Genomic DNA, 25617 nt, shown 5'->3' with positions numbered 1-25617 from the left:
GGGCCCCCGGGGGGGCCCCGGGGCGGGGGGGGGGGGGGGCCCGCCCCCCCCCCCCCGGGGCGGGCCCCCCCCCCCCCCCGCGCCCCGGCCCCCGCCCCCCCCCCCGGGGCCCCCCCCCGCGGCCTCACCCCACCTTGCGTCCCCGCAGGGGCTCCGTCCGTGCCCCGCCGCCCTGCTGGAGGCCCTGGAAGAACTCCCGGAGCACCTCCGTCGCCGTGCGCTCGGGCTCCCAGCCCAGCTCGGTGCGGGCCCGGGCGGAGTCCATCAGGGGCAGCCGCAGCACCGCGTCGAACAGGTGCGGCGACGCGGGCAGCAGGTGCAGGCCCCAGGCGGCCGCGATCGCCGACCGGGCCGCCGTGCGCGGCAGCCGCACCGGGCGCGCCCCGAGCATCTCGCCCAGCATCCGCGCGTCGACCGCGGGCTCGGCGGCCAGGTTGAAGGGGCCGCGGACGTCGCGGAGCACGGCCAGCCGGTAGGCACGGGCCGCGTCGTCCGTGTGCAGGGCCTGCACCCGCAGTCCCGGGATGTCGGGCAGGAAGGGCAGCATCTCCGGGCGGGCCAGCGGACCCGGCAGGAACCTGCCGCCGAAGATCCGGCGCTGCTCACTGGCGGACTCCCACTTGAACAGGAACGCCGGGCGCATCCGCACCACCCGCGTTGCGGGATGGTCGCGCTCGAACGTGTCCAGGGCGCGCTCCAGGTAGGCCTTCTCACGGCAGTACGCGGCGTCCGGCCAGCCGTGCGTCGGCCACGACTCGTCCACCGCCTCGTCCTTGGGACCGGGGGAGTACGCCCCGACCGACGAGGCGTGCACCAGCGCCGGCACCCCGGCCTCCGCCACCGCCTCGAACACCCGCATGCTGCCGAGCACATTGGTGCGCCAGGTCGCCGCCGGGTCGTGGGTCGGCTGGAACGCCCAGGCCAGGTGGACGACCGCGTCGGCGCCCCGGAACCGCTCCACGAGGTCGGACCGCTCGGCGGCCAGGTCGACCGCGTCCCAGTCCGTCTTCGGGGGCGACCAGTCGGGAAGGCGCCGGGCCAGGCCCAGCACGGAGCCGACGTCGGGATCCTCGGAGAGGAGACGCACCACGCTCGTGCCCACGTTGCCCGTGGCGCCCGTGACGACGACCCTCATGCCCGTTGCGCTGCTCACCTCTGGCTCCTCTCGGCCGTGTGGTTCCGCGAGAGACCACCGAGTACCCGGGTGGCAGGGATTGCACGTGGGCAGAAGGAAGCCCCGGCCGGACGGGGGAATCGCGGCCGGGGCGGCTCGGAGGTGGGCGCGGACGGCGGTCGCCTCTCGGCGAGGGGCTCCACAGGGCTTCAGCCGAACGATCGTCCCTGTGGGGGAATGGTGAGGCCCGGGGACACTGTCCCGTCCGCACCCACGTGTGGTTCAACGGGTAACTACCTCGGGGTGTTCCGCGGGAGCACGTCCCACGGCGTGAGGTGCGTCACCGCCGTTCGCCGTCGGGCATGGTCTCCGCCCAGAGGTTCTCCGCCTGCAGCAGCAGCGTGCCGAGCACCGCCGTGTGCGCGGCGCCCCGCTGGGCGTGCCCGCGCAGCTCGTCCTGCAGTTCCCCGTGGAGTTCGCGCAGCGTCTGCTCGGTCTCCTCGTCCGGCCGGACGTGCAGGCTGCCCTCGCGCAGCCTGTCCGCCTGCGCGTGGCAGGCGTCCCCGACGAGTTCCAGCATCCGCGCGTACGACCGCAGGGCCGGGCCCTCGGGCGGGGCCGGTGTCCGGTTGTCGTCCACCGACACCGCCAGGGCCCGGGTCAGCGCGGTGACGTGCCCGGTGACCCGGCCGAACCGCTCGTCCTCCTCCACCGGCGGCAGGGCGGCCCCGTGCGGGACCCGGTGCAGGGCGCGCAGCGGCGCGTAGGTCAGGCGCAGGCTCTCCTGGCTCCACCGGCGCGCCGAGTGCAGGGCCTCCAGGCGGTGCTCCAGCCCGGCCGAGGCGCCGAGCCAGCCGGCGGCGGTCTGCGCGTCCCACTCGCCCTCGCGCAGGTCGGCGGCGACGGTGTGCAGCACGTCCCCGACCTCCCGGGCGAGCGCCGCCAGGTTCTCCCGCACGTCCCGCAGGTGGATCGGCGGCAGGATCAGCGCGTTCACGGCGACACCGATGACGGCGCCCAGCGCGGCCTGCCCGATCCGGTGCCCCACGCCGGACAGGCTCACGGTGCCCGCGGCGAGGGTGAACAGGGCGGTGGTCGCCGCGTAGATGCCCTGGTCGCCGAAGCGGGGCCAGTTCGCGAGCAGCATCAGGACCGGGACGGACAGCGCGAGCGCCCAGGTGGTGTCCCCGGTGACGGCCTGCGCGCCCGAGGCGAGCAGGGCGCCGACGCAGATGGCGCCGAACTGCCGCGCGCCCTGCACGAGCGAGCTGTAGACGGTGGCCTGCACCAGGACCAGCGCCACCCACGGCGCCATCAGCGCCAGCGGGTCCCCCATCCAGACACCGCCCACCAGCCAGGCGATCACGGCGGCGACGGCGGCCTTCAGCGACTGGACGACCAGATCCCGTTCCCGGCCGGGGCCCCGCCAGGCCGCCCGCACCGCCTCCCAGGCGGCCCGTGACTCGCGCCGCACGGCGTCCACCGGCTGCACGGCACGGATGCCGTGCTCCAGGTTCCGTATCCGCCGCATCCGCCGCGGGGCCGTCGCCGCCGCCCCGAGCCGCGGGCCCGGCGCCGGGCCGGTGCCCGTCGCCGCCGTGTCCTCCTTGCTCCGCCGGCGCAAGGCACCCGCCCTCCGCCGTACCCCACTCGTCACACGCGTCATGCGCTGCGGGTATCCGGGTGACGGGGTGTTTCACTTCCGGGTCAGGCCAGCGGACTGCTGGCGAGGGCGGACAGCAGGTGCGCGGGGTCGGCGTAGACCGCGTCCGCGCCGGCCTCCTCCAGGTCCCCGCGGGGGATGCCGCCGCACAGGACGCCCACGCAGCGCACCCCGGCCCTGCTGCCCGCGCGCATGTCCCACACCGTGTCCCCGACGAACACCGCGCGCTCCGCCGGCACCCCGGCCAGCTCCAGGGCGTGCTCGACCGGCTCCGGTGCGGGCTTGCCCGCGTCCACGTCGTCGGCGCTCGCCGTGGCGGTGATGGCGTCGTCCGCGTCGATCGCCCGGCGCAGCGCGCTCAGCTCGCCGCCGCCCGCCGAGGTGGCCAGCACCACCGCCCAGCCCTCCCGGTGCAGCCGCCGCAGCAGCTCCCCGGCCTGCGGCAGCGCCGGCAGCCGGTCGAAGTACTGCCCGTACAGCGCCTTGTGCCCGGCGCTGATGTCCGCGTCCTGGTCCGGGTCCCGGTCGTCGCCCAGCACATGGGCGACGAGGTCGGTGGACGGCAGGCCGACGGCCCGGTGCACGGCGTGCATCGGCACCCGGTGCCCGGCCTGCCGGAAAGCCTCCCACCAGGCGACGACATGCAGATGGTTGGTGTCGACCAGGGTGCCGTCGACGTCGAACACGGCCGCGCGTTCCATAGGTTCGGTTCCTTCCTCTCCGGCCGCGCGAGTACCACGTCAGCCGGACGGCACTCGCCGCTCACGGGTCCAGGCCAGCAGCTCGTCGAGGGACCACGTGGTCACCACCCGCTCGGGCGGCACCCCGCACTCCTCCGCCCGGGCGCAGCCGTTGATCTGCCAGTCCAGCTGCCCCGGCGCGTGCGCGTCGGTGTCGACCGAGAACAGCACGCCCGCCTGCACGGCCCGGCGCAGCAGCCGCCGCGGCGGGTCGAGCCGCTCCGGCCTGCTGTTGATCTCCAGGGCCGTGCCCGTCTCGGCGAGCGCCGCGAACACCTCGTCCGCGTCGAACTCCGACTCCGGCCGCCCCCGCCCGGTCAGCAGCCGGCCCGTGCAGTGCCCGAGCACGTCCGCGTGCGGATTGCGCACGGCGGCCACCATCCGCCGGGTCATCGACCGGGCGTCCATGCGGAGCTTGGAGTGCACCGACACCACCACGACGTCGAGCCGCTCAAGCAGCTCCGGTTCCTGGTCGAGCGAGCCGTCCTCCAGGATGTCGCACTCGATGCCGGTGAGCAGCCGGAACGGCGCCCAGGTCTCGTTCAGTGCCGCGACCACGTCCAGCTGCTCGCGCAGCCGCTCCGGTGACAGCCCGCGCGCCACCGTCAGCCGCGGCGAGTGGTCGGTCAGCACCGCCCACTCGTGTCCCAGCGCGGCCGCGGCCCGGCCCATCTCCTCGATGGGGCTGCCGCCGTCGGACCAGTCGGAGTGCAGGTGGCAGTCCCCGCGCAGGAGCGCCCGCAGCTCCTGCCCGCCGCGCACGGCCGGCGGCTGCTGCGCCTCGGCCTCCAGCTTCTCCAGATAGCCGGGCACCTGCCCCGTCAGCGCCTCCCGCGCCACCTGCGCGGTCTTCGGGCCGACCCCCTTGAGCCCTTCCAGCGACCCGTCCGCCGCCCGCCGGCGCACCTCGTCCGCGCCGAGCTCCCTGAGCACCCGGGACGCCGTGCGGAAGGCGCGCACACGGTACGTCGGCGCCAGGGACCGCTCCAGCAGGAAGGCGATCCGGTCCAGTGCCTCTACGGGGTCCATCGCCACCTCCACCTCAAGAGTTCCCCAGGGCCCGCCGCGCCGCACGGCCGGGCGGCCGGTTTGCCCGGTGCCCGCCCGGGTACTGCGATGCCTCGTCCCACCGCTTCGACGAGGAGGCCCGCATGTCCGCCCCCACCGCGCCCCGCGACCAGGTAGCCGTGATCACCGGCGCCGACTCCGGCATCGGCAGGGCCACCGCCGTACGGCTGGCCCGGGCGGGCCTGGACGTCGGCATCACCTGGCACAGCGACGAGAAGGGGGCGCACGAGACGGCCGAGGAGGTCCGCTCGCACGGACGGCGGGCCGAGGTCGCCCGGATGGACCTCACCCGGCTGCCCGGTGCCGCCGACACCGTCGACGAGCTGTGCGAGCGCCTCGGCCGCATCGACGTGCTGGTCAACAACGCAGGCACCGGCACCATGACGCCCTTCCTCGACCTGGAGCTGTCCCGCGTGCGCGAGGTCCTCGACGTCGACCTCGTGGGACCGTTCCTGTGCGGGCAGAAGGCGGCGCGGCACATGATCCGGCAGGGTGACGGCGGGCGGATCGTCAACGTCACCTCCGTCCACGAGCACCAGCCGCGCGTGGGCGCCGCCCCCTACTGCGCGGCCAAGGGCGGACTCGGCCTGCTCACCCAGGTCATGGCCCTGGAGCTCGCCGAGCACGGCATCACGGTCAACGCGGTCGCCCCCGGGGAGATCTCCACGCCCATGACCGGGCAGGAGGACACCGACCCGCACACCGAGAGCCGCCCCGGCGTGCCGCTCGGCCGGCCCGGCGACGCCCGTGAGGTCGCCGCCGTCATCGCCTTCCTGGCGGGCCCCGACGCCTCGTACGTCACCGGTGCCTCCTGGAGCGTCGACGGCGGCATGCTCCGGATGGGCCCGCAGGCCGGCTCCCATCTGACGAGCCACGACTGGCGCCGGCCCTGAGCGGGCCGCGGTGAGACTGCGCACCAGCTCCTGCGAGGAGCCCGGGTTCCGCCGCGTCCGCCACGGGCGCGGCTTCCGCTACCTGGACGCCGACGGCCGGCGGCTGACCGATCCGGAGCACCTGGCCCGGATCAAGGCCCTGGTCATCCCGCCCGCCTGGCGGGAGGTGTGGATCTGCCGTCGCCCGAACGGCCACCTCCAGGCCGTCGGGACCGACGACGCCGGCCGCCGGCAGTACCTGTACCACGAGGAGTTCCGCGCCAAGCGGGAGCAGGCCAAGCACGAGCACGTCCGCGAGGTCGCCCGCACCCTGCCCGAGCTGCGCGCCCGGGTCGGTGCCGACCTCGCGGGGCGCGGGCTGAGCCGGGCCCGCGTCACCGCCTGCGCCGTACGCCTGCTGGACCTCGGGTTCTTCCGCATCGGCAGCGACCGGCACACCCGCGACAACGGCACCTACGGCCTGACGACGATGCTGCGCGAGCACGTCACCTGCGGCCGGGGCGAGATCGCCTTCAGCTATCCGGCCAAGGGCGGCATCGAGCTCGTGCGGGCTCTCGTCGACGAGCAGGCGCACGCCGTCGTCCGGGCCCTGCTGCGGCGCCGTCGGGAGGGGGAGCGGCTGCTGGCGTACTGGGAGGGGCGGGCCTGGCACGAACTGCGCGGCGCCGACCTGAACGAGGCGCTGCGGCGGCTGTCCGGGGTCGACATCACGGCCAAGGACTTCCGCACCTGGCACGCCACCGTGCTCGCCGCCGTCGCGCTGGCCGTCATCCCCGAGGCCGCCCGCGCCACGGCCGCGGCCCGGCGCCGTCAGGCGACGCGGGCCGTGCGCGAGGTGAGCCACTACCTCGGCAACACCCCTGCCGTGTGCCGGGCCTCCTACATCGACCCACGCGTCTTCGAACTGTTCGAGCAGGGGGAGACCATCGCGCCCGCGCTCACGCGGCTGGGGGAGCACGGGGACTTCGGGCGCCCGGCCACCCAGGGGGCCGTGGAGGCGGCCGTCCTGGACCTGCTCGACCGCTGACGCACGACCCGCGCTCCGACCGGTTCCGCTCTACGCTCGATGCATGACCGAAAGCGCGAGCCCGTACATGTCCCACCCGCGGATCATGGTGCTCGGGGTACAGCCGGGCACACCGCCGTTCCGGATCGTGGAGATCGACGGCCAGGTGGTCGGGGAGGCCAGAGCCGTCACGGACGTCCTCACGGCCGCGGCCGCGTTCGGCATCACGGTCCACGACCTGGACGACCCCGACACCGTCCGCTGGGTCGGCGGCGACAAGTTCACCTGGACCGTGCACTAGACCGCACGGCCGTGGCGTACGATTTCCCGATCATGGTGACGGCGGCGTGGACAAGTTCTACGCGCCGCGGGGCGTCCCGGCCGGCTGGGTCCTGGTGCTCACCTCCACCGCGGTCGAGGACCCCGCGCTCGTGGCCCGCCTGGAGTCCGTCGAGGGACTCGTCCGTATCGACGATCCGGCGTGAACCTCCGGGCGTCAGCCCTTCACCGGTGTCTTGGCCGGCCGGGTCCGGCGGGGCTTGCGGGCGTGGACCGCGCGGCTCAGGCGGCGGCCCAGGAGCAGGTAGCCGATCAGCGCACCCGTGGTGTTGAGGATGACGTCGTCGATGTCGAACGCGCGGCCCGTCACCAGGGAGCCCTGGGCGAACTCCACCAGCAGCATCACGACGGCCGTCAGCAGCAGGACGCGGACGATGCCGCGGGTGCGGGGCGCGACGACGGGGACGAGGACGCCGAAGGGCACGCCCAGCAGGATGTTGCCGCCGATCTGCTTGACGGCGTCGCGCAGTTCCGGCTGGTCGAGGTAGGCCCTGAGCGAGTCGCCCGGCTGGAGATTGGTGTGCGTCAGCGCCTCCGAGGCGGGCGACGGCTGCAGGGTCAGCCGTGCCAGCACCACGGCGAAGGCGACCATGAACGCGAAGGCGCACAGCATCGCCAGCAGCCGGAGGGGCAGCGGAAGCGGGCGTCGCTCGCTCCCGGTCCCCCCGGCGCGGGGGCGTGAGGCTGTACCGGCCATTTCTCCTCCAGTCGTCAACGTCCCTGCGTGGTACGGCGGTTACCCAGGGAAACGCCGACGATGCCGCCGTTTCCCGTTCCCACCGTCGGATTCCCGCCTTCCCCCGGAGCACTCGGCGGAGCCGCGCCGCACGCGGGCGGGTGAGCCGGTCAGCCTCCGTACGAGACGCGCACGTCCTTGAATCCCAGGGAGCGCAGCAGCCCTTCCAGCATGCCGGTGGTGTTCGACTCGGCGCGCGCGGTCAGCTCGCTCTCCTCGGCCGCGTCGCCGATGTGCCGCACCGCCAGCTGCTGCACGGCCTGTTCCCCGTTGGGGTTGTCCGAGAAGAGGTCGCCGAGCCGGTCGAAGAGGCCGCGCTGCTTGGACACGGCGTAGGAGCGGTCGGGGTCGAGGGCCGGCTTGCCCAGCCGGGCGTGGGGCAGCCGGAGCGTGGCCGACGTGCGGTCGGCGTTGACCTTCACGTCGTCCTCGCCGACCTTGCCCAGGTCGACGTAGGCGTCGACGGTGCCCGCCCCGACGTACAGGGTGCGGGTGCCGCGGATCGCGTCGGGGAGGAACTTGGCGTCCTTCTCCAGATCGACGACGACCTGGAAGTTGCCGGAGGCGGCGTCGTACCGGCTGATGTCCTGGATGGACTTCAGCAGCGCGGGGCCGGACCGGTCGTGGGTCTCGGTGCCGAACAGGTCCTTCAGGCCCGGGATCACGCTCAGCCGGATCCCGGCGAAGAACACGACGAGCACCAGCACGAGCGCGGCCACCACCTTGGCCCAGCCGGGCATGCGCCTGGGGAGGCGCTTGACGGGAGTCGTCATGCGACGGCCCTCCTTCCTACTCACCGCATGCCCACCACATCCCCTGCCAGACCGGTGAGTTGAGGATTCGGCGGTCCCGGTGGAGACACGCCGGGCGCACGGCCGTCACGGGCGGGGCGCCGCCCGGGCCTGCTCCAGCGCCGCGTCCAGCGTCGGCTGCGGGGGCAGTATCCGGGACAGTCCGGTGATGCGCAGCACGCGCAGGGTCAGCGGGTGCGAGCAGACCAGCAGCACGGAGCCGTGCCGGTCGAGGACCCGGCTGCGGGCCCGGTACAGCAGCCGCAGGCCCGAGCAGTCGAAGAACTCGATCCGGCTGAGGTCGAGCACCACCCGGGCGGCCGGGTGGTCGGTCTCCCGGTCCAGGTGCGGGGCGATCTCCGTGGCCGCCGCGAGGTCGATCTCGCCGCGGAACTCCAGCACCGTGTGCCCCCGTTCCCGGTGGACGCGCAGATGCCGGGTGAGCGGTGCAGGTTCCTGCCGCACGACGAGATCGCCTCCAGCCTGCTCCGTGCGTGGGGAGGGGCGCCGGTCCTCACAACCGTTCCCCGCCCTGCAAGTTACCCTCCAACGAGTGAATTTGAGCATGTTCGATTGACATATGTCTTTGAATTACAGCCGAGTTGGCCGAGGTTCGCGCGGGGGCGTACGCGGTCGTGAGCGCGGGCGCGTCACGGGGGCGTGTGTGACGGCGGGGGAGCCGGTGGCGTGCTGCTACGACAAGGCGTGCCAGGCCTTCCCGAGGGCCTGGCGGAACTGCTCGGTCTGGTGGGCCGTGAGGTTCCGCACCATCCGCTCCTCCAGTTCCCGGACGGGTCCGGCGTGTCGGGCGAGCAGCTCCCGGCCGGCGTCCGTGAGCAGGATCAGCAGCTCGCGGCGGTTGTGCGGATTGCGCTCCCGGCGTACCAGGGCGCGGCCCTCCAGGGAGCGGACCAGGTCGGCGATGGACTGGGCGGTGACGAAGGAGGCGCGGGCCAGCTGGGCCGCCGACAGTCCGTCGTGCCGCTCCAGCACGGTCAGCGCGGTGTACTGCAGGGCGGTGATCCCGGAGGGTCTGACCAGCTCGTCCAGGTGGGAGCGCACGACGAGCTCCACCTGCTTGACCATGTAGAGCAGGGACGGGGGCGCCTTGGCCGCCTGGGGGTCCAGCATGGGAAGCAGGCTAGACCATTGACAGGAAACCTGACCCTCGTGACACTGCGGACCAACAGGAATCCTGTTTGTTGAAATCTTGGCGACGACGCTGAGGAGTGGCGATGACCACCTTCCAGAGGGAACCCGGCCGGCTGTTCATCGGGGGCCGGTGGCGGGAGGCCGCCGACGGGGCGCGCACCGAGGTGGTCGACCCCTCCCGGGGCACGGTCGTCACCACCGTCGCGGAGGCCGGCCCGGCCGACGTCGACGCGGCCGTGCGCGCCGCCCGCGAGGCCTTCGACGACGGCGGCTGGTCCGGCCTGAGCGGCCGCGAGCGCGGCCGGGTGCTGCACCGGGTCGCCCAGCTGATCCGGCAGAACGCCGACGAGATCGCGGCCCTGGAGAGCCTCGACGTCGGCAAGCCGATCACCCTGTGCGGCGCGGTCGACGTGACCAACGCGGCCAACGACTACGAGTACTACGCCGGCCTCGCCCAGAGCCAGGACGGCGCCGTGCGCGACCTGCCGCTGAACGCCCTCGCCTACACCAGACGCGAACCGCTCGGCGTGGTCGCCGCGATCACCCCGTTCAACTTCCCGCTGATCCTGGCCGGCTCCAAGCTCGCCCCGGCGCTCGCGGCCGGCAACACGGTGGTGCACAAGCCCGCCGACGAGACCCCGCTCAGCGCCCTGTACATGGCCGGACTGCTCCAGGAGGCGGGTGTCCCCGACGGCGTGGTCAACGTCGTCACCGGCACCGGCCCGGTGGCCGGCGAGGCGCTGCTGCGCCACCGCGGCGTCGACAAGGTCGCCTTCACCGGCTCCACGGCGATCGGCCGGCACGTGGCGTCCGTCGCGGGGGAGGCGCTCAAGCCGGTCACCATGGAACTCGGCGGCAACGCCGCCCACATCGTCTTCGAGGACGCCGACCTGGAGAAGGCCGTCGGCGCGGTCATCAAGGGCTTCGTCTTCAACACCGGCCAGTTCTGCATGGGCGGCCCGCGTCTGCTGGTGGCCCGCTCCGTCTACCCGGCCCTGCTCGCCGTCCTCGCCGAGGCCGTCCCCGGTGTGCCGGTCGGCGACCCCCGCGACCCGGCCACCGTCGTCGGACCCATGGCGGCCGGGAGACACCTGCGGAAGGTCGAGCAGTACGTCGCCCTGGCCCGCGAGGAGGGCGCCCGCATCGTCTGCGGCGGCGAGCGGCTCGACCTGGACGGCGGCTACTACTACCGGCCCACGGTCATCGCGGACCTGTCGAACGACTCCCGCGTGATCCAGGAGGAGATCTTCGGTCCGGTCCTCACCGTGCAGCCCTTCGACGACGAGGACGAGGCCGTCGCCCTCGCCAACTCCACGCCCTACGGCCTGGCCTCGGGTGTCCAGACCGGCGACCTGGCCCGCGCGCACCGCGTCGCCGGACGGCTCCGGGCCGGGATCGTCTGGGTCAACGACTGGGCGATGCTCGACCCCGCGGTGCCCTTCGGCGGCGTGCGGGACTCCGGCCACGGCCGCGAGTACGGGCCCGAGGCGCTCGCCGCTTACACCAGGGTCAAGTCCGTCGTCGTCTCGCTCGACTGAGCCACCGCCAAGGAGTTCCAGCGATGCCCACCACCACCCGAGCCGCGGTCGTCGAGTCCGGCGGCGCGCCCTTCACCCTCTCCGACGTCGTCCTGGACGAACCCGGGCCCCACGAGGCGCTGGTCCGCATGGTCGCCGCCGGGCTGTGCCACACCGACCTCGGCGTGGCGAGCGGCGGACTGCCCTTCCCGCTGCCCGGTGTCCTGGGCCACGAGGGCGCCGGTGTCGTCGAGGCGGTCGGCTCCGCCGTCACCGGCATCGCGCCCGGCGACCACGTCCTGCTCTCCTTCACCTCCTGCGGCGACTGCCGCAACTGCCGTAACGGGCACCCCGCGTACTGCGCGACCTGGCTGCCGCTGAACCTGCTCGGCGGCAGCCGGGCCGACGGTTCGGCGACGATCAGCCGGGACGGCGAGGCCCTGGGCGGTCACTTCTTCGGGCAGTCCTCCTTCGCCGAACGGGCGCTGGCGGACGAGCGCAGTCTCGTCAAGGTCGACCCGGAGGTGCCGCTGGCGTCGATCGCCCCGCTGGGCTGCGGTGTGCAGACCGGCACCGGTGCCGTCTGGAACGTCCTGAAGCCGGGCACGGGAGACACGGTCGTCGTGCTGGGCGCCGGGGCGGTCGGCCTGTCGGCCGTGATGGCGGCGGCGCTCACCCCGGCCACGAGGGTCGTCGCCGTCGACCGGGTGGCCGAACGCCTCGCGCTGGCGCGGGAACTGGGGGCCACCGACACCGTCGACACCCGCTCCACCGACCTCGACTCCGCCCTCGCCGGGATCACCGGCGGCCGGGGAGCGGACGGCGTCGTGGAGACCACGGGCAACGTCGGCGTCCTGCGCCGGGGCGTCGACGCGCTGGCCGCCCGCGGCACCCTGGTCGTCGTCGGCGCCCCGCCCTTCGGCACCGAGGTCGCCCTGGACGTCAACGGCCTCCTCGGCGGCAAGCGGATCGTCGGCCTGACCCTGGGCGACAGCGAGACCCGGACCATGATCCCGGCCCTGGTCCGCCTGGTGAAGGAACACCGGCTCCCCCTCGACCGCCTGATCGGCACCTACCCCTTCGAGGACATCGACCGGGCGGTCCAGGACATGCGATCGGGCAGGACGATCAAGCCCGTCCTCACGTTCCGAGGCACACCGGCAGCCCAGCGCACCGCGGCGCCGAGCGGGTGACGCGGGCCGGACGGCGCCGGACACGCGGCGGATCGGCGCGGCGGCGGCCGAGCCGTGACGCGGGCTTGCGGGGCGGGGCGGCTACGGCGGCTCGGCGGGGCTGGACGGGGCTGGCCGGAAGACGCGGGGCACCACCTGTCCGGGTGCTGCGGCTGGGGTTGCGCGCGGTGGTGGGTCGGCGGGGCTGGGCGGGCGATGCGGGGCACCGCCTGTCCGGGTGCTGCGGCTGGGGCTGTGCGCTTGGCGGGAGCCGCCTGTGCGGACGCGGCGGCCGGGGGCTGTGCGCTTGGCGGGAGCCGCCTGTGCGGGTGCTGCGGCTGGGGTTGCGCGCGGTGGTGGGTCGGCGGGGCTGGGCGGGCGATGCGGGGGACCGCCTGTGCGGACGCGGCGGCTGGGGGCTGTGCGCTTGGCGGGAGCCGCCTGTCTCGATGCCGCGGCTGGGGCTGAGCGCCGTGGTGGGTCGGCGGGGCTGGGCGGGCGATGCGGGGGACCGCCTGTGCGGACGCGGCGGCCGGGGGCTGTGCGCTTGGCGGGAGCCGCCTGTCTGGATGCTGCGGCTGGGGCTGTGCGCTTGGCGGGAGCCGCCTGTCCCGACGCGGCGGCTGGGGCTGTGCGCCTGGGAGCCGCCCGCCTCACGGCAGCGGCGCGTCCGTTACCGGCTCCCGCCCGCCCGGAGCCCGTTCGCCGGGCGGCGTCGTCCGTCCCCCAGGACGGAGGGGGCCCCAGGTGAGGATGCCCACCCGGGGGCCTGTGCGGCCTCGCGGGCGTTGCCCCCCTGCACGGAGCCGGTTGGTTCGGGAGGGCTGCCCGCCTGGCGGGCGCTATTCGCACAGTTGGGAGCTCACCGAGCCCGGCCGGAGCTGCCCGACCGGCCGGGCGGCCCGTTCGCCCGGCGCGAGCCGTACGTCCGGCCGCAGCCGTCCGGCCGGTCAGGGCCTCCTCCCGCCGGCCGGGACTCCCTGTCCTTGCCGGGCCCGCTCGGCGGACTCTCCCGCCAGGCCGGCGCGGCAGGCCCTCGAAGGCAGCCCCCCGGGACCCTGCGGCGTTCCCCCCGCTCAGTCGTTCACCAGCACCAGCTTCCCCGTCGTGCGGCCCGTGTCGCCCTGGGCGTGGGCCTCGGCCGCCGCGGCCAGCGGGAACGTGCCCGCGATGGTGGCGCGGAGCGCCCCCGCCTCGGCGAGTCGCCCGATCGCCTCCATGCCCGCGCGGTCCGCGTCCACCAGCATGCGCAGCGCCCGGACACCGAGCCGCTCGGCCTCCGCGTAGAAGTCGTCCGAGCCGCCCGGCAGGATCGAGACCACCACACCTCCGGGCCGCAGCACGCGCAGCGAGCGCAGGGACGTGTCGCCGCCGATCGTGTCCAGCACCACGTCGACGTCCTTCACGGCCTCCGCGAAGTCGGTCTCCCGGTAGTCCACCGTCTCGTCCACGCCGAGCCCGCGCAGGAAGTCGTGCTTGCCCGCGCTCGCCGTGCCGATCACGTACGCGCCGCGTTCCTTGGCGATCTGCACCGCGACGTGCCCGACCCCGCCCGCGGCGGCGTGGATCAGCACGCGCTGACCCGGCCGCACGTCCGCGTACTCGGTCAGCGCCTGCCACGCGGTGAGCGACACCAGTGGCAGCGCGCCCGCCTGGACGTGGTCGATCCCGGCCGGCTTGCGCGCGAGGGCCCGCACCGGCGCGATGACGTACTCGGCGTGCGCACCGTGCCCGAAGGGATACGGCAGCATGCCGAAGACCTCGTCACCCGGCACGAACGCCGCCACGCCGATGCCGACCGCCTCCACCACGCCCGAGACGTCCCAGCCGAGCACGAAGGGCGGCTCACCGAGGAACCCGCCGGTCGCGCGGTGCTTCCAGTCGGTCGGGTTCACTCCGGCGGCCCGCACCCGGACCAGCACCTCGTTCGGTCGCGGCACCGGCCGCTCGATCTCCACTTCCTTCAGGACCTCGGGACCGCCGAGGACGTCCTGGCTGATGGCTCGCATCGTGTTCTGTGTGCTCATGGTGATCCAGCGTGCCGGTTCGCACACCCAGCGCCAATGGCAAGATTGCCAACATTCGATAGGATCGTGCCATGCGGCGTGAGCGAGTGGTGGTCCTGGCCCTGGACGGCGTCTACCCCTTCGAGCTGGGCATCCCCAGCCGGATCCTCGGCGCGGCCGACGGCCGGTACGAGGTGCTGACCTGTTCGGTCGACGGCGGCCCGGTGCGCACCAACGCCGACTTCGGCGTCACCGTGGAGCACGGCCCCGAGGTCCTGGCCACGGCGGGCACGGTCGTGATCGCCCCGGTCGCGCCCGACCGGCTGAGCGAGGAGGTGCCGGACGCCGTCCTGGCCGCCCTCGCGCTCATCCGCCCCGGCACCCGCATCGTCTCCATCTGCACCGGCGCCTTCGTCCTGGCCGGAGCCGGGCTCCTCGACGGGCGCCGGGCGACCACCCACTGGCAGGTCGCCGACCGGTTCCGGCGCATGTTCCCGCGCGTCGACCTCGACCCGGACGTGCTCTTCGTCGACGACCACCCCTTCCTCACCTCGGCCGGGGCGGCCTCCGGCGTGGACGTCTGCCTGCACCTCGTCCGCAAGGACCACGGCAGCGGGCTCGCCAACAGCGTCGCCCGGCGCTGCGTCGTCCCGCCGTTCCGCGACGGCGGCCAGGCCCAGTACATCGAGCAGCCCGTGCCCGAGCAGGGCGCCGCGAGCACCGCCGCCACCCGCGCCTGGGCCCTGGAACGCCTCGGCGAACCCCTGACACTGGCCGATCTCTCCGGCCACGCCCGGATGAGCCAGCGCACCTTCGCCCGCCGCTTCCACGACGAGGTGGGGCTCAGCCCCGGCCGCTGGCTCATCCAGCAGCGTGTCGCCCGGGCCCGGCACCTGCTGGAGTCCAGCGACCTGACGGTGGACCAGATCGCGGGCATGGTCGGCTTCGCCACCGGCGCCTCCCTGCGCCAGCACCTGCACGCGGCCATCGGGGTCTCGCCGCAGGCCTACCGCCGTACGTTCCAGACCGCACGCTGAACCGCGCCCCGCCCGCCTCAACTCGCCTGCTGCGGAAGAGCATTTGTCGACCTGTTGCCTTCTCTCGGAGCGTGACGGAACCCTCACCTCCGCCGGGGGTCGAGGTTGATCCTTTCAGGTTCAAACCCGATAAGGTTCCGATCGGCGCTGCGAGTTCGCGATCGCGTCCGGTCGATTCGCAGTGCGTACTCATGAGTGCGATCCACACCCCCCCTTGTCTGATCGTGTTGCTCGAAGGATGCAGATGGAACTCGCCACTCCGCCACCGGCGGCGCGGGCCCCTGTCGCCTGGTACAGCTGGTGGCTGATGCCGCTGGGCCTGGGAGGCGGGACGGTTGCCGCCACGTTCCTGAGTTCGCAGCGAATAACCGTGGCCGTCGCCGGAGTCGCGGCGACGGCGGCCGGCACCGTGTGCGTACGCCTGCTGCTGCGCACCCGGGCGCAGCTGCACCGGGCGGAGCGTTCCTTCCGCACCACGCAGACCGAGCACACCCTGCAGTGGCAGCAGCACGTGGCGGGCCTGGAACGGAAGTCCGCCGCCGAGCGCACCGCCCTGGAGTCCCGGCTCACCGAACAGAACGCCGCCTGCGAGCGGCGCCTGGCCGAGCAGAGCACCACGTACGAGACGCAACTCGCCGAGCAGTCCCGGGCCTACGAGGAACGGCTGACCGAGCAGGCCGCCTCCTACGAGGCCCAGCTCGCCGACCAGGCCGAGGTCTGGCGGGAGCAGCTCTCCCACCAGCTCGCGGCGGTCGCCCGGCTCGCCGACGAGCAACTGCCCGACGCCATGGACAGACTGCGCTCCGGCGAGGCGATCGACGACGTCCTGCCGACGGTCGGCCAGTGCGCGAAGGTCAGCGCCGAACTCCAGGCGGAGCTGCGCAAGTTGCTGCGCACCGCCCTGATCGGCCTGGAGGCGGAGTTCGACCGCTCCACCACCGCCGAACAGGCCGTCATCAGCATCGGCAACCGCATCCACGTCCTGACCAGCAAACTGCGCGGCCGGCTGCACGAGATGCAGGGCGAGCACGGCAGGCTGCCGGCCGTCGCCCGCGGCCTGATGGAGCTCGACCAGGAACTCGGCCCCGCCGACTCGCTCGCCGCCAGCATCGGTGTGCTCGGCGGCTCGGACCGGCCCGGCCGGCAGTGGCAGGAACCGCAGCGGCTGCTGAGCGTGGTGCGCGGCGGCATCGGCCGGATCAAGGACTTCCACCGCGTCCAGGTCCGCCACCTGCCCGAACTCGGTGTCGACGGCGGCCTCGTGGACCACCTCACGCTGATCTTCGCCCATCTCCTGGACAACGCGGCCCGCTACTCGCCGCCCACCGAGCCGGTGCTCATCTCCGGCAGGGAGGTGCCTAACGGCGTCGGGATCGAGATCCAGGACTCCGGCAAGGGCCTGAGCGAGGAGAAGAAGCGGGAGGCCGAGCACGCCCTCGCGGGCACCGCCCCCGGCGCGGGCCTCGGCGGCATCACCGAGGACGCCAGCATCGGCCTGCGCGTGGTCGGCGCCCTCGCCCGCCGCTACGGCATCCGCGTCACCTTCGCGGACTCGCCCTGGCTCGGCACCTCCGTGGTCGTCGTCGTCCCGCACAAGTACTTCAGCCCGCTGCCCTCGGCGACGAGCGTCCCGGGCGCGGCAGCCACCCCCGCCGCGCCCGGGACCGCCGCTCCCGCGGCCGGCCCGGCCCGGGACGGCACCCCCGCGCCGCCGCCGTCCGGGCAGGCGACCGCCGTCCGCGCCGAGACCGTGGACACCACACCCGGCGGCCTGCCCCGGCGCCGCAGCAAGCGCAACGACACGGACGCGCCGAGGCAGCCCGAGCGGTCCGAGCAGCCCGAGCACACGGACCGGACCACCGTCGCGACCGTGCCGCCGGACGCCTCCTTCTCCGGTCTCGCCGCCTTCGCCACCGCGGGACGCGCCGCCGCCGCGGCCCCGCGGGCGGCCGACGACCGCGACATCCCCGCCGGACGCGAGTCCACCGAGCACCGCACCGAAGAGAGCGACTAGTCCTCATGACGCACCAAGGAACAGACGTGAGCTGGGCGCTCCGCGATCTCGTCGAGAGCATCCAGGAGATCCGCTTCGCCCTCGTGGCCTCCAGCGACGGCAAGGCCATCACCTCCTACGGCGCCGAAGACCCCGACGACGTCGACCGCTTCGCCGCCGTGGTCGCCGGACTGCAGGCCCTGGCCCAGCCGGTCGCCGAGCAGTTCCCCAAGTACGCCGGGCAGTTGCGCCTGGCGATGATCGAGGTCGACGGCGGGCACCTCTTCGTCGTGCGCGCCGGTGTGGAGACGTACCTCGGCGTCCTCGCCAGGGAGGGCCTCGACCAGGGGCTGCTCGGGCACCAGATGAGGGACCTGGCCCGCAGGATGGGTGAGCTCCTCGGCACCACCGCGCGCCTGGAGGAGCACTCTGGATGAGTGCCCCCCGCAGGCCGTCCGACCCGTCCGTCTCGAGCGCTACTACGTCCTCACCGGCGGGCGCAGCGGACCGGGCGGTTCGGCCTCGGACCTCGACGTGGCGACCCTGGTGGTCGCCCGCGCCGCCCCGTTACCGGGCATGCAGCACGAGCACGAGGAGATCCTCCGGCGCTGCCGCGATCCGCTGTCGGTCGCCGAACTCGGCGCCCACCTCGGGCTGCCCTTCAACATTCTCGCGGTGCTGCTGTCGGACCTGCTGGAGGCAGGTCACGTCGAAGCCCGTCACCCCATCCCGGCGCACGGCGCCGGCCGCGGGCCCGACCTGGCGCTCCTTGAGGAGGTACTCAGTGGACTTCAAAGGCTTTGACCAACCCGGACAACGGGCGGCCGGGGACACCCGCTCGGTGAAGGTGATGATCGCCGGCGGGTTCGGCACCGGGAAGACCACCATGGTCCGGTCGGTGAGCGACATCAGGCCGCTCACCACCGAGGAGACCCTCACCGAGGCCAGCGCCGGCGTCGACCGGCTCATCGGGGTCGCCGACAAGACGCGGACCACCGTCAGCCTGGACTTCGGCAAGATCGACCTCAACGACAGCCTGGTGCTGTACCTGTTCGGCACGCCGGGCCAGGAGCGGTTCTGGTTCCTGTGGAACGGGCTGTTCAAGGGGGCGCTCGGCGCGGTCGTGCTGGTGGACACCCGCCGGCTGGAGTCCAGTTTCCGGGCGATCGAGGAGATGGAGCGCCAGGAGGTCCCCTTCGTCGTCGCCCTGAACGTCTTCCCCGACTCCCGGCACCACCCCGTCGAGGAGATCCGGGACGCCCTGGACATCCCCGAGCACACCCCGGTCGTGGCCTTCGACGCCCGGGACCGGGCCTCCAGCAGGGACGTCCTCGTCGCGCTGATCCACCACCTGAAGGAACGCCCGACCGTGGCCCTGGAGGCCCGATGAACGATTCGCCCGACACCCCCCTCCAGGCCCCACGCGGCTGCCCCGTCGCCCATCACGGGGCCGAACCGGTCCGCCTGTACGGCCCGGAGGCCGCGGTGGACCCGGCGAGCATCTACGAGCGGCTGCGCAAGGAGCACGGCTCGGTCGCGCCGGTCCTGCTCGAAGGCGACGTGCCGGCCTGGCTGGTCCTCGGCTACCGGGACAACCGGCGGGTGCTGGACAACCCCCGCCAGTTCAGCCGGGACGCGAGGATCTGGCGGGACTGGGCGGAGGGCCGCATCGAGGAGACCTCGCCGCTGATCCCGATGCTGGGCTGGAGGCCGGACTGCGTCTCCCAGGACGGCGAACCGCACCGCAGGCTGCGCGCCGCCGTCACCGACGGGCTGCAGGCCGCCGCCGCCCGGGGCGTCCGGCGCCACGCGACCCACTTCGCGAACAAGCAGATCGACGCGTTCGCCGACGCCGGGCGCGCCGACCTCGTGCGGGACTACGCCGATTACCTGCCGATGCTCGTGCTCACCCGCGTCCTCGGACTGCCCGAGGCGGAGGGGCGCGACCTGGTCCGGTCCTGCGCCGAGGTCCTCAAGGGCGGTGAGGACGCGCTCGCGCACGACGAACGCATCAAGACGATCCTCGCCCGGCTCGCCGAGCGCAAACGGACCGAACCGGGCGGCGACTTCACCACCGCCCTGCTGCGGCACGCGGCGGGCCTGGACGAGGACGAGGTGGTCAGTCACCTGCGTCTCGTCCTGATCGCCGCGCACACCACGACCAGCAACCTGCTCGCCCGGGTCCTGCAGTTGCTCCTCACCGACACCGCCCGGCTGTCCGGGCTGATCGGCGGGCAGCTGAACATCTCCGCCCTCGTGGAGGAAGTCATGTGGAACAGCCCGCCGCTGGCCGTGCTGCCGGGCCGGTTCGCCGCCGGTGACCTGGAACTCGGCGGCCATCGCATCCAGGAGGGCGACCTGCTGGTGCTGGGCCTCGCCGCGGGCAACGCCGACCCCGAGATCCGGCCCGACACGAGCGTGTCGGTGCAGGGCAACCAGGCGCACCTGGCGTTCAGTTCGGGCCCGCACGAGTGCCCCGGGCAGGGCATCGGCCAGTCCGTCATCGAGATCGCCGTGGACGTCCTGGTGCACCGTCTGCCGGGGCTTTCCCTCGCGGTGCCCCCGGAGGAGCTCAGCTCGACCGCCTCCACGTGGGAGTCCCGGCTGGACAGCCTGCCGGTCGAGTTCCCCGCCTGAGCGTGCGGCGGTGGCGGCCGGACCTCTCCGCCGCCGGGCACCACCGCCGCCTCACACGGTCAGCAGGTCGTCCACCGAGCCCCGCCCGGCCAGCTCGGCCGTGGCCACCGGGCCCTCTTTCGCCGCCGCGTAGCGGCCGGTGGTCAGCGCCCACTCGTAGTTGCCGCCGATCCAGTGCTGGATCGCCTCCACGCCCATCCGCACCCGGTCGCGCTCCGCCTCGTCCAGCCGGAGCTCGTCGCACATCCGCGGGACGCGGGCCTGGAGTTCGAGGTACTCGTCGAGGCACCCGGTCGTCATCCGGTACGCCTCGTCGGTCGCCTCCTGCCAGGAGCAGCCGCGTTCCCGGCGGAGCACGGCGATGAGGTTGTGGCCGTCGCCGCGGCGCTCCTCCCGCTCGAAGGAGTGGATGTCGTTCATGAACCCGATGGTGTCCGCGGCCAGATCGCGCATCCGCTCCATCACCGGATGCGCCATCGCCTGCGCCGGCACCTCGAAACCGCGGCTGCGCTCGCCCGCGTCGATGCTGTGGTGGATGCCGACCGTGCGGCGCCGGAACGCGGCGTACTCGTCGAGCCCCAGGGTGCCCTCCAGCCCTCGGGCGGCCAGGTCGACCTCCTCGCAGTGCGCCACCAGGAAGCGCCCCCAGGAGGCGGCGAACCGCGTCCTCCATGTCAGGGACATGCCATGAGAAAGATGTGTCCAGACCTCCGTCCACGCCAGCGTGATCGGACATATGACCCGGGGTGGCCTGCCGACGGGCCGCAGGGGCGTGACGACGAGCTCCCGCGCGACGTCCGCTATGCGGTCGGCCCGGTCCGGCCGGCTGGAGTCGAACTGGTCGTCGAAGAGGAAGGCCAGCGAGAACCAGTTCATCAGGACGACCATGTCGTCCGCCGAGGCGTACGGGTACGTGCGGGCGGCGGCCTGCGGCAGGTCCCAGGACTTGTACTCCTCGAACCCCTCCCGGCTGCGGACCAGGCGCATCTCCCACACCCAGCGCAGATGGCGGGCCCGGGCGTACTCCAGGTGCTCGCTCACGGGAGTGTCGAAGGGGAGGTCGAACCGGACGTCCTGAGGCATGCGCTTCCTTCCGGGAGACGGACCGCGGAGCCCCCCAACCCCTGCGAGCGGACGGCGCACCGCCACCCGCACACTCGAACTCGGCTTCGGGGTCCGAAAGTTGAACCGAGAAGCGGTAGCAGGCTGCCCACGGCGGGAACCAGCCATTCCGTGACCCCGCCGTGATCTCGGTTACTGCGGAAAGCGCCTGAGCTGCATACACTCCCTCCTTCCCCACGTGGTGCCGCGGCCGGTGCGCGCCCGGCGGGAGGCCGACGAGCCGGACGGCCGTGAACCCATGCGCCACGGACGGTGGTTGAACGCCGACTGAAACGGGCGGTCCGGGATATCCGCAAGGTACGGGGCCGCGGGGCACGACCGCCCCGCGGCCGGAATCCTGCGGAGGAGACATGGCACTGGTGAAAGCGGGGGTCATCGTGCTCGACTGCGCCGAGCCCGAGAAGCTCGCCGTGTTCTACAAGGAACTGCTGGAGGGGGAGGAGTCGGACGCGACGGCCAACCGCGTGGAGATCAGGACCGCCGACGGCTTCCGGATCGCCCTGCGGCGGGACATGAACGCCACCCCGCCCAGCTGGCCGCGCCCGGAGAACTCCCTCCAGGCCCACCTGGAGTTCGTGGTGGACGACCTCGACGCCGTGGAACGCCGCGTCGTCAGCCTCGGCGGCCGCCCCCTGGAGGCCAAGGAGGCCTCCGGCCCCCTGGAGGAGCGCGGCTACGCCGACCCGGCGGGCCACTCCTTCACCCTGCGCCGCACCGCCCCGACGGCACCGAAGCAGGGCTGACCCGGCGGGGGCGGTGCCCCGCTGCCGTGCTGCGGCCGGAGTCGCACCTCACCGGGGAGGCGCTCGGGACGCGGCCTGGGCACACAGAACGGCCCCGCCCGGTCCGGGCGGGGCCGTTCGGCGCCGGGGCCGGCCGCGTCAGTCCCGGCCGCCCTTCTCACCGGCCGGCCACGTGCCGGTCGAGCGCTCGATCGCCTTGGCGCCCGCGCGGTCCACGGCACTGCGCACCACGGCGAAGATGGCGCCCTGGATCGCGGCGGCCAGCAGGACCTCGCCCCAGCCGCGGTCCTTGTCCAGCGCGTCGGGCGCGTCCTCCTCGTGCCGGATCGCCATCCACGTCTTGCGGAAGGCGAGTCCGGCCAGCCAGCCGCCCGACCAGCCGAGCACGAACCCGAGCGGCTGGTAGGCGAGGGACATCTTCTTCTTCTTTGCCACGGGGATCTCCTTGGTGACTGAGTGACTGAGTGACTGAGTGACTGAGTGACTGAGTGACTGAGGACGGGACGGGCCGAACGTGGTCAGGGGGTGTGGGCCGCCGGGATCCGCTCCTCGGCGCGGACCGGTCCGGGCGGGGTGCCGTCGCCGAACGGCCGGCCGCCCAGCTCCTCGCGGTGGTGCGGCGTCAGCCAGCCGGACAGGTCCGGCCCCAGCGGCACGACACGGGTCGGGTTGATGCCCGTGTGCACCTGGTAGTAGTGCCGCTTGATGTGGTCGAAGTCGACGGTGTCGCCGAACCCGGGCGTCTGGTAGAGGTCGCGCGCGTACGCCCACAGCACCTGGTTCTCCGTCAGCTTCCACCGGTTGCACTTGAAGTGGCCGTGGTAGACGGCGTCGAAGCGGACCAGCGTGGTGAACAGCCGGATGTCCGCCTCGGTGATCGTGTCGCCGACGAGGTACCGCTGCCGTTCCAGCCGGGCCGCGAGCAGCTCGAGCCGCCGGAACACGCCCGCGCAGGCGGCCTCGTACTCCTCCTGCCCGGTGGCGAACCCGGCCCGGTACACGCCGTTGTTGACGCCCTCGTAGACGTCCGCCATCACCTCGTCGATCTCGTCGCGCAACCGCTCCGGGTACAGGTCGGGTGCCCCCGGACGGTGCAGGGCCGTCCACTCGGTCGCGAGGTCGAGCGTGAGCTGCTGGTAGTCGTTGGTGACGAGCTTCCCGCTGGGGACGTCCACGAGCGCCGGCACGCTGACACCGCCCGGGTAGTCCGTCTCCCGCCGGTCGTAGGCCTCACTCAGGTAGCGGATGCCGAGGACCGGGTCGCGCCCGTCCTCGTCCAGCGTGAAGCGCCAGCTGCGGTCGTCCTGGACCGGATCGGCGACGGCCAGCGACAACGCGTCCTCCAGGCCGAGCAGCCGCCGGGACACCAGCGACCGGCTCGCCCACGGGCAGGCGCGGCTGACGACCAGCCGGTAGCGGCCGGCCTCCACCGGCCAGCCGTCCCGGCCGTCCGCCGTGACCCGGTCCGCGAAGTGCGCCTTGGACCGTTTGAACGTCCTCCTCCCGTAGGCGCTGTTGCCGTCGTCGCCGTCGTCGCGGCTCATGGGGGTGACCTCCTTTGCCGTACGTGTTCCCTGGTGAACGCGTTCCCCGTTTTCCGCGGACGGCACGGTGTGAGCACCGCCGACCGGGGCAATCGGCGGGGGTGACTGAACAAGGATCTGATCGGAGGACACGCGTCACCGTGCTGGTGGCGCTCGCGGCCAACCTGGTGATCGCGGCCGCGAAGGCCGTCGGCGGCCTCGCCGCGGGATCACCCGCCCTGCTGTCGGAGGCGGCCCATTCGGTGGCCGACAGCCTGAACGAGGTGTTCCTGCTCGCGGCCCTGCGCCGCAGCCGCCGCCCCGCCGACCGGCGGCATCCCTTCGGCTACGGCAAGGAGCGGTTCTTCTGGTCGCTCCTCGCGGCGGTCGGGATCTTCGTGATGGGTGGCTGTTTCTCGTTCTTCCAGGGGATCGAGGCCCTGACGAGCGACTCGGAGGAGGACCTCGGCGGCTATGTCGCCGGCCTGATCGTGCTCGGCGTCGCCCTTCTCGCGGAGGGCGGTTCCCTGCTGCGCGCGCTGTACCAGGCGCGACGGCAGGGCGGCGCCGGTGACGGGCTGCGGGACCCGGCCCTGCGGACGGTCGTCGCGGAGGACGGCACCGCGGTGCTCGGCGTCACGCTGGCCATCGTCGGCATGGCGCTGCACATGGCCACCGGGCAGGTGGTGTGGGAGGCGGGCGCGTCGCTCGCGATCGGCACGCTGCTGGTCTACGTCGCCTACCGGCTGGGCCGGGAGGCCCGCGACCAGCTCATCGGCGAGGCGGCCGACCCGGAGGCGAGCGGCCGCATCCGGGCGCTGCTGCGGGCGCAGCCCGAGATAGACAGTGTGGAGGCGCTGTTCACGATGAAGACGGGCCTCGACTCGACCCTGGTGGCGGCCCGCGTGGACCTGGTGCCCGGGCTGGACAGCGAGCGCGTGGAGGAGGTCGCCGTCCGCATCAAGCGTTCCATCGCCAGCACGGTGCCGGAGGCCGACCAGATCTTCCTCGACGTCACGGACCGCCGCCTCGGACGCGAGGCAGCCGAAAGCCCCGCCGCGACGGGGGAGCGCGGCGGGGCCTGACCCACGCGTGCCCGGCCGGCGGCGGTTCATGCACCCGGGCGGAAACTTTCTGCCCCGCCACCCGCTGAGGCGGCCGCTCCGGTCCCGCGGACGTCCGGTCGGCGTCCGGGTGCCGGTCCCGGCCGGGGGACCGCGACCGGAGGCGCCGCACCCCGACTCCGGGCGCCGGAACACGCGCCCGAGGCGGCGGCCGTCACAGCGCGGGCGGCCCAGACCGCGGCCCCGCAGCCGGGCAGGCCTGCTCCGCCGGCTCCAGGACGGACACGGGGCCCTCCTCTCCTCACCCGTGACCTCACGGGCCGTCAGGTCCCGTTGGACGGGACCGTCCTGCCGTTGGGCGAGGGGGTGGCTTGAGGCCGGCGTACTCCACGCGCGGTCGCACGTGGAGTGCTTCACCGAGGCGCCACCGCCATCCGCACGGCCAGCGCCGTCATCACCCCGCTCGCGACCAGCGCCGTCACCAGCCGGCCGCGGTGCCCGGTCAGGGCCCGGCCCAGCAGCGCGCCGCTCCCGGCGAGCAGCACCTGCCAGCTGGCGGAGGCCGCGAAGGCGGCCAGCACGAACACGCCCTGCTGGAACGGCCCGGCCGGACCGGAGGCCTGCGACCCGAGCACGAGCGCGGCGAAGTAGATCACCGTCGTGGGGTTGAGCAGGGTGATGCCGAGCAGTCCCCAGAACGCCCGGCCGGGGCTCGGGGGAGCGGGGACCGTGCGCGTGGCGAGCCGGTGGTCCCGGTACTCGCGCAGTGCGCCGAGCGCGCCCCGCACCGCGAGCCCGAGCAGCACCAGCACGCAGACCCACCGCAGCGGCCCGAGCACCGGCCGCAGCGCACCGGCCAGGGCGGTCCCGCCGAGCGTCGCGGCGAGGGCGTAGATCCCGTCGGCGGTGGCGACGCCGAGGGCGGCGCAGACACCGGTGCGCAGGGACGTGCGGGCGGCGAGGGAGACGAGGTAGGCGCCGACGGCGCCCACGGGGACGGCGATGCCGTAGCCGGCGAGCAGTCCGGCGACGAGCGCGGCGGTCATGACCGGGGCGCTGCCGGACCTCCGGGGCGGCCGGACCGCTGCTGTCGGCGCGCGGCGTGAGCGGCGGCGGACAGCAGCGGGGAGGCGTCGAAGGAAGACATGGCTGGATCCTGCGGCTTGATCCGCCGCGCCGACAACCGGTTTTCGCTGCCGTACCCGCGCGGCCGCCCCGGCACGCGCCCCGGCCGCGCCCGAGCCGGCCGGTCGCACCCGCCGTTCGAACGGGGGGACGGCATTCCCCGGCCAACTTGCACG

The 25617-nt window shown here is 73.9% G+C and carries 26 protein-coding genes and 1 pseudogene; 14 read left to right on the top strand and 13 right to left on the bottom strand.

From position 1 onward, the window contains the following. Positions 1-124: 124 nt before the first annotated feature. From AC07DA_RS30030 to AC07DA_RS30015, 4 genes are all read right to left on the bottom strand, one after another. Positions 125-1153 carry an SDR family oxidoreductase gene (locus tag AC07DA_RS30030; protein ID WP_479131372.1) on the bottom strand — a complete coding sequence of 343 codons (1029 nt, stop codon included), beginning with the start codon at positions 1151-1153 and terminating at the stop codon, positions 125-127. 301 nt (positions 1154-1454) lie between these two features. Then, positions 1455-2645 carry an FUSC family protein gene (locus tag AC07DA_RS30025; protein WP_479131376.1) on the bottom strand — a complete coding sequence of 397 codons (1191 nt, stop codon included), beginning with the start codon at positions 2643-2645 and terminating at the stop codon, positions 1455-1457. 176 nt (positions 2646-2821) lie between these two features. Beyond that, positions 2822-3478, bottom strand: coding sequence for an HAD family hydrolase (locus tag AC07DA_RS30020; protein ID WP_479131371.1), 657 nt, complete (start codon positions 3476-3478; stop codon positions 2822-2824). A gap of 39 nt (positions 3479-3517) precedes the next feature. Next, positions 3518-4546, bottom strand: coding sequence for a PHP domain-containing protein (locus AC07DA_RS30015; RefSeq protein WP_479131370.1), 1029 nt, complete (start codon positions 4544-4546; stop codon positions 3518-3520). A gap of 122 nt (positions 4547-4668) precedes the next feature. Here AC07DA_RS30015 and AC07DA_RS30010 point away from each other — a divergent pair, with 122 nt between their 5' ends. From AC07DA_RS30010 to AC07DA_RS29995, 4 genes are read left to right on the top strand one after another with little or no spacing between them, the layout of a single operon-like run. After that, on the top strand, positions 4669-5478 hold the full coding sequence (locus AC07DA_RS30010; RefSeq protein ID WP_479131369.1) for an SDR family oxidoreductase: 810 nt from the start codon (positions 4669-4671) through the stop codon (positions 5476-5478). Positions 5479-5488: 10 nt separating this feature from the next. Continuing rightward, positions 5489-6505 (top strand): DNA topoisomerase IB, encoded by a 1017-nt coding sequence (locus tag AC07DA_RS30005; protein WP_479131368.1) that lies wholly within the window; start codon positions 5489-5491, stop codon positions 6503-6505. Between the two features lie 43 nt (positions 6506-6548). Beyond that, positions 6549-6785, top strand: coding sequence for a hypothetical protein (locus tag AC07DA_RS30000; protein WP_479131367.1), 237 nt, complete (start codon positions 6549-6551; stop codon positions 6783-6785). 46 nt (positions 6786-6831) lie between these two features. After that, positions 6832-6969, top strand: coding sequence for a hypothetical protein (locus tag AC07DA_RS29995; protein WP_479131366.1), 138 nt, complete (start codon positions 6832-6834; stop codon positions 6967-6969). Positions 6970-6980: 11 nt separating this feature from the next. On the opposite strand, the gene AC07DA_RS29990 is transcribed toward AC07DA_RS29995, so the two are convergent. The 4 genes from AC07DA_RS29990 to AC07DA_RS29975 form a co-directional block, all read right to left on the bottom strand. Then, positions 6981-7520, bottom strand: coding sequence for a VanZ family protein (locus tag AC07DA_RS29990; RefSeq protein WP_479131365.1), 540 nt, complete (start codon positions 7518-7520; stop codon positions 6981-6983). 149 nt (positions 7521-7669) lie between these two features. Beyond that, positions 7670-8332, bottom strand: a complete 663-nt coding sequence (locus AC07DA_RS29985) for a DUF4230 domain-containing protein (RefSeq protein WP_479131364.1) — start codon at positions 8330-8332, stop codon at positions 7670-7672. Positions 8333-8437: 105 nt separating this feature from the next. Next, on the bottom strand, positions 8438-8815 hold the full coding sequence (locus AC07DA_RS29980; protein WP_479131363.1) for an anti-sigma factor antagonist: 378 nt from the start codon (positions 8813-8815) through the stop codon (positions 8438-8440). A 228-nt stretch (positions 8816-9043) separates the two neighbouring features. Then, positions 9044-9481, bottom strand: a complete 438-nt coding sequence (locus AC07DA_RS29975; RefSeq protein ID WP_479131362.1) for a MarR family winged helix-turn-helix transcriptional regulator — start codon at positions 9479-9481, stop codon at positions 9044-9046. A 104-nt stretch (positions 9482-9585) separates the two neighbouring features. Here AC07DA_RS29975 and AC07DA_RS29970 point away from each other — a divergent pair, with 104 nt between their 5' ends. Then, a complete protein-coding gene (locus AC07DA_RS29970) occupies positions 9586-11040 on the top strand; it encodes an aldehyde dehydrogenase family protein (RefSeq protein ID WP_479131361.1) in 1455 nt (484 codons plus the stop codon). A gap of 23 nt (positions 11041-11063) precedes the next feature. Further along, positions 11064-12212, top strand: coding sequence for an NAD(P)-dependent alcohol dehydrogenase (locus tag AC07DA_RS29965; RefSeq protein ID WP_479131360.1), 1149 nt, complete (start codon positions 11064-11066; stop codon positions 12210-12212). 1055 nt (positions 12213-13267) lie between these two features. On the opposite strand, the gene AC07DA_RS29960 is transcribed toward AC07DA_RS29965, so the two are convergent. Continuing rightward, a complete protein-coding gene (locus AC07DA_RS29960) occupies positions 13268-14218 on the bottom strand; it encodes an NADP-dependent oxidoreductase (RefSeq protein WP_479131359.1) in 951 nt (316 codons plus the stop codon). 71 nt (positions 14219-14289) lie between these two features. Between AC07DA_RS29960 and AC07DA_RS29955 the strand changes: the two genes are divergently transcribed. The 6 genes and pseudogenes from AC07DA_RS29955 (at position 14290) to AC07DA_RS29930 (ending at position 19864) form a co-directional block, all read left to right on the top strand. After that, positions 14290-15234, top strand: coding sequence for a GlxA family transcriptional regulator (locus AC07DA_RS29955; RefSeq protein ID WP_479131358.1), 945 nt, complete (start codon positions 14290-14292; stop codon positions 15232-15234). A gap of 244 nt (positions 15235-15478) precedes the next feature. Continuing rightward, positions 15479-17248, top strand: a complete 1770-nt coding sequence (locus AC07DA_RS29950; protein ID WP_479131357.1) for an ATP-binding protein — start codon at positions 15479-15481, stop codon at positions 17246-17248. A gap of 5 nt (positions 17249-17253) precedes the next feature. Then, positions 17254-17664 (top strand): roadblock/LC7 domain-containing protein, encoded by a 411-nt coding sequence (locus AC07DA_RS29945; RefSeq protein ID WP_479131356.1) that lies wholly within the window; start codon positions 17254-17256, stop codon positions 17662-17664. Next, positions 17661-18031 (top strand): annotated as a pseudogene (locus tag AC07DA_RS29940) (DUF742 domain-containing protein). Before AC07DA_RS29945 ends, AC07DA_RS29940 begins: the two are co-directional and overlap by 4 nt. Continuing rightward, a complete protein-coding gene (locus AC07DA_RS29935; protein WP_479131355.1) occupies positions 18012-18617 on the top strand; it encodes a GTP-binding protein in 606 nt (201 codons plus the stop codon). Before AC07DA_RS29940 ends, AC07DA_RS29935 begins: the two are co-directional and overlap by 20 nt. Further along, a complete protein-coding gene (locus tag AC07DA_RS29930) occupies positions 18614-19864 on the top strand; it encodes a cytochrome P450 (protein ID WP_479131354.1) in 1251 nt (416 codons plus the stop codon). The genes AC07DA_RS29935 and AC07DA_RS29930 overlap by 4 nt, the downstream gene beginning before the upstream one ends. A gap of 51 nt (positions 19865-19915) precedes the next feature. On the opposite strand, the gene AC07DA_RS29925 is transcribed toward AC07DA_RS29930, so the two are convergent. Further along, positions 19916-20947, bottom strand: a complete 1032-nt coding sequence (locus AC07DA_RS29925) for a 7-epi-alpha-eudesmol synthase (protein WP_479131353.1) — start codon at positions 20945-20947, stop codon at positions 19916-19918. 389 nt (positions 20948-21336) lie between these two features. On the opposite strand from AC07DA_RS29925, the gene AC07DA_RS29920 reads away from it, so the two are divergent. Further along, positions 21337-21729, top strand: a complete 393-nt coding sequence (locus AC07DA_RS29920; RefSeq protein WP_479131352.1) for a VOC family protein — start codon at positions 21337-21339, stop codon at positions 21727-21729. Positions 21730-21867: 138 nt separating this feature from the next. Here the strand turns inward: AC07DA_RS29920 and AC07DA_RS29915 are convergent, their stop codons facing one another. Continuing rightward, positions 21868-22164 (bottom strand): DUF4235 domain-containing protein, encoded by a 297-nt coding sequence (locus AC07DA_RS29915; protein WP_030845173.1) that lies wholly within the window; start codon positions 22162-22164, stop codon positions 21868-21870. A gap of 83 nt (positions 22165-22247) precedes the next feature. Further along, on the bottom strand, positions 22248-23273 hold the full coding sequence (locus AC07DA_RS29910; protein ID WP_479131351.1) for a glutathione S-transferase family protein: 1026 nt from the start codon (positions 23271-23273) through the stop codon (positions 22248-22250). 140 nt (positions 23274-23413) lie between these two features. Here AC07DA_RS29910 and AC07DA_RS29905 point away from each other — a divergent pair, with 140 nt between their 5' ends. Continuing rightward, positions 23414-24337 (top strand): cation diffusion facilitator family transporter, encoded by a 924-nt coding sequence (locus tag AC07DA_RS29905; protein WP_479131350.1) that lies wholly within the window; start codon positions 23414-23416, stop codon positions 24335-24337. Positions 24338-24729: 392 nt separating this feature from the next. On the opposite strand, the gene AC07DA_RS29900 is transcribed toward AC07DA_RS29905, so the two are convergent. Further along, positions 24730-25362, bottom strand: a complete 633-nt coding sequence (locus tag AC07DA_RS29900) for a LysE/ArgO family amino acid transporter (RefSeq protein ID WP_479131348.1) — start codon at positions 25360-25362, stop codon at positions 24730-24732. Between the last annotated feature and the right edge of the window lie 255 nt (positions 25363-25617).

Source organism: Streptomyces sp. NPDC044921 (assembly GCF_056432865.1).
The sequence above is the reverse complement of the archived record's forward strand: the minus strand, read 5'-3'. Positions and strand labels throughout refer to the sequence as shown.

Coding starts and splice junctions, on each gene's coding strand:
- AC07DA_RS30025 (WP_479131376.1), bottom strand. CDS start 2,645: ATGCGGCGGATACGGAACCTGGAGCACGGCATCCGTGCCGTGCAGCCG.
- AC07DA_RS30020 (WP_479131371.1), bottom strand. CDS start 3,478: ATGGAACGCGCGGCCGTGTTCGACGTCGACGGCACCCTGGTCGACACC.
- AC07DA_RS30015 (WP_479131370.1), bottom strand. CDS start 4,546: ATGGACCCCGTAGAGGCACTGGACCGGATCGCCTTCCTGCTGGAGCGG.
- AC07DA_RS30010 (WP_479131369.1), top strand. CDS start 4,669: ATGTCCGCCCCCACCGCGCCCCGCGACCAGGTAGCCGTGATCACCGGC.
- AC07DA_RS30000 (WP_479131367.1), top strand. CDS start 6,549: ATGACCGAAAGCGCGAGCCCGTACATGTCCCACCCGCGGATCATGGTG.
- AC07DA_RS29990 (WP_479131365.1), bottom strand. CDS start 7,520: ATGGCCGGTACAGCCTCACGCCCCCGCGCCGGGGGGACCGGGAGCGAG.
- AC07DA_RS29985 (WP_479131364.1), bottom strand. CDS start 8,332: ATGACGACTCCCGTCAAGCGCCTCCCCAGGCGCATGCCCGGCTGGGCC.
- AC07DA_RS29975 (WP_479131362.1), bottom strand. CDS start 9,481: ATGCTGGACCCCCAGGCGGCCAAGGCGCCCCCGTCCCTGCTCTACATG.
- AC07DA_RS29970 (WP_479131361.1), top strand. CDS start 9,586: ATGACCACCTTCCAGAGGGAACCCGGCCGGCTGTTCATCGGGGGCCGG.
- AC07DA_RS29965 (WP_479131360.1), top strand. CDS start 11,064: ATGCCCACCACCACCCGAGCCGCGGTCGTCGAGTCCGGCGGCGCGCCC.
- AC07DA_RS29960 (WP_479131359.1), bottom strand. CDS start 14,218: ATGAGCACACAGAACACGATGCGAGCCATCAGCCAGGACGTCCTCGGC.
- AC07DA_RS29955 (WP_479131358.1), top strand. CDS start 14,290: ATGCGGCGTGAGCGAGTGGTGGTCCTGGCCCTGGACGGCGTCTACCCC.
- AC07DA_RS29950 (WP_479131357.1), top strand. CDS start 15,479: ATGGAACTCGCCACTCCGCCACCGGCGGCGCGGGCCCCTGTCGCCTGG.
- AC07DA_RS29945 (WP_479131356.1), top strand. CDS start 17,254: ATGACGCACCAAGGAACAGACGTGAGCTGGGCGCTCCGCGATCTCGTC.
- AC07DA_RS29930 (WP_479131354.1), top strand. CDS start 18,614: ATGAACGATTCGCCCGACACCCCCCTCCAGGCCCCACGCGGCTGCCCC.
- AC07DA_RS29925 (WP_479131353.1), bottom strand. CDS start 20,947: ATGCCTCAGGACGTCCGGTTCGACCTCCCCTTCGACACTCCCGTGAGC.
- AC07DA_RS29920 (WP_479131352.1), top strand. CDS start 21,337: ATGGCACTGGTGAAAGCGGGGGTCATCGTGCTCGACTGCGCCGAGCCC.
- AC07DA_RS29910 (WP_479131351.1), bottom strand. CDS start 23,273: ATGAGCCGCGACGACGGCGACGACGGCAACAGCGCCTACGGGAGGAGG.
- AC07DA_RS29900 (WP_479131348.1), bottom strand. CDS start 25,362: ATGACCGCCGCGCTCGTCGCCGGACTGCTCGCCGGCTACGGCATCGCC.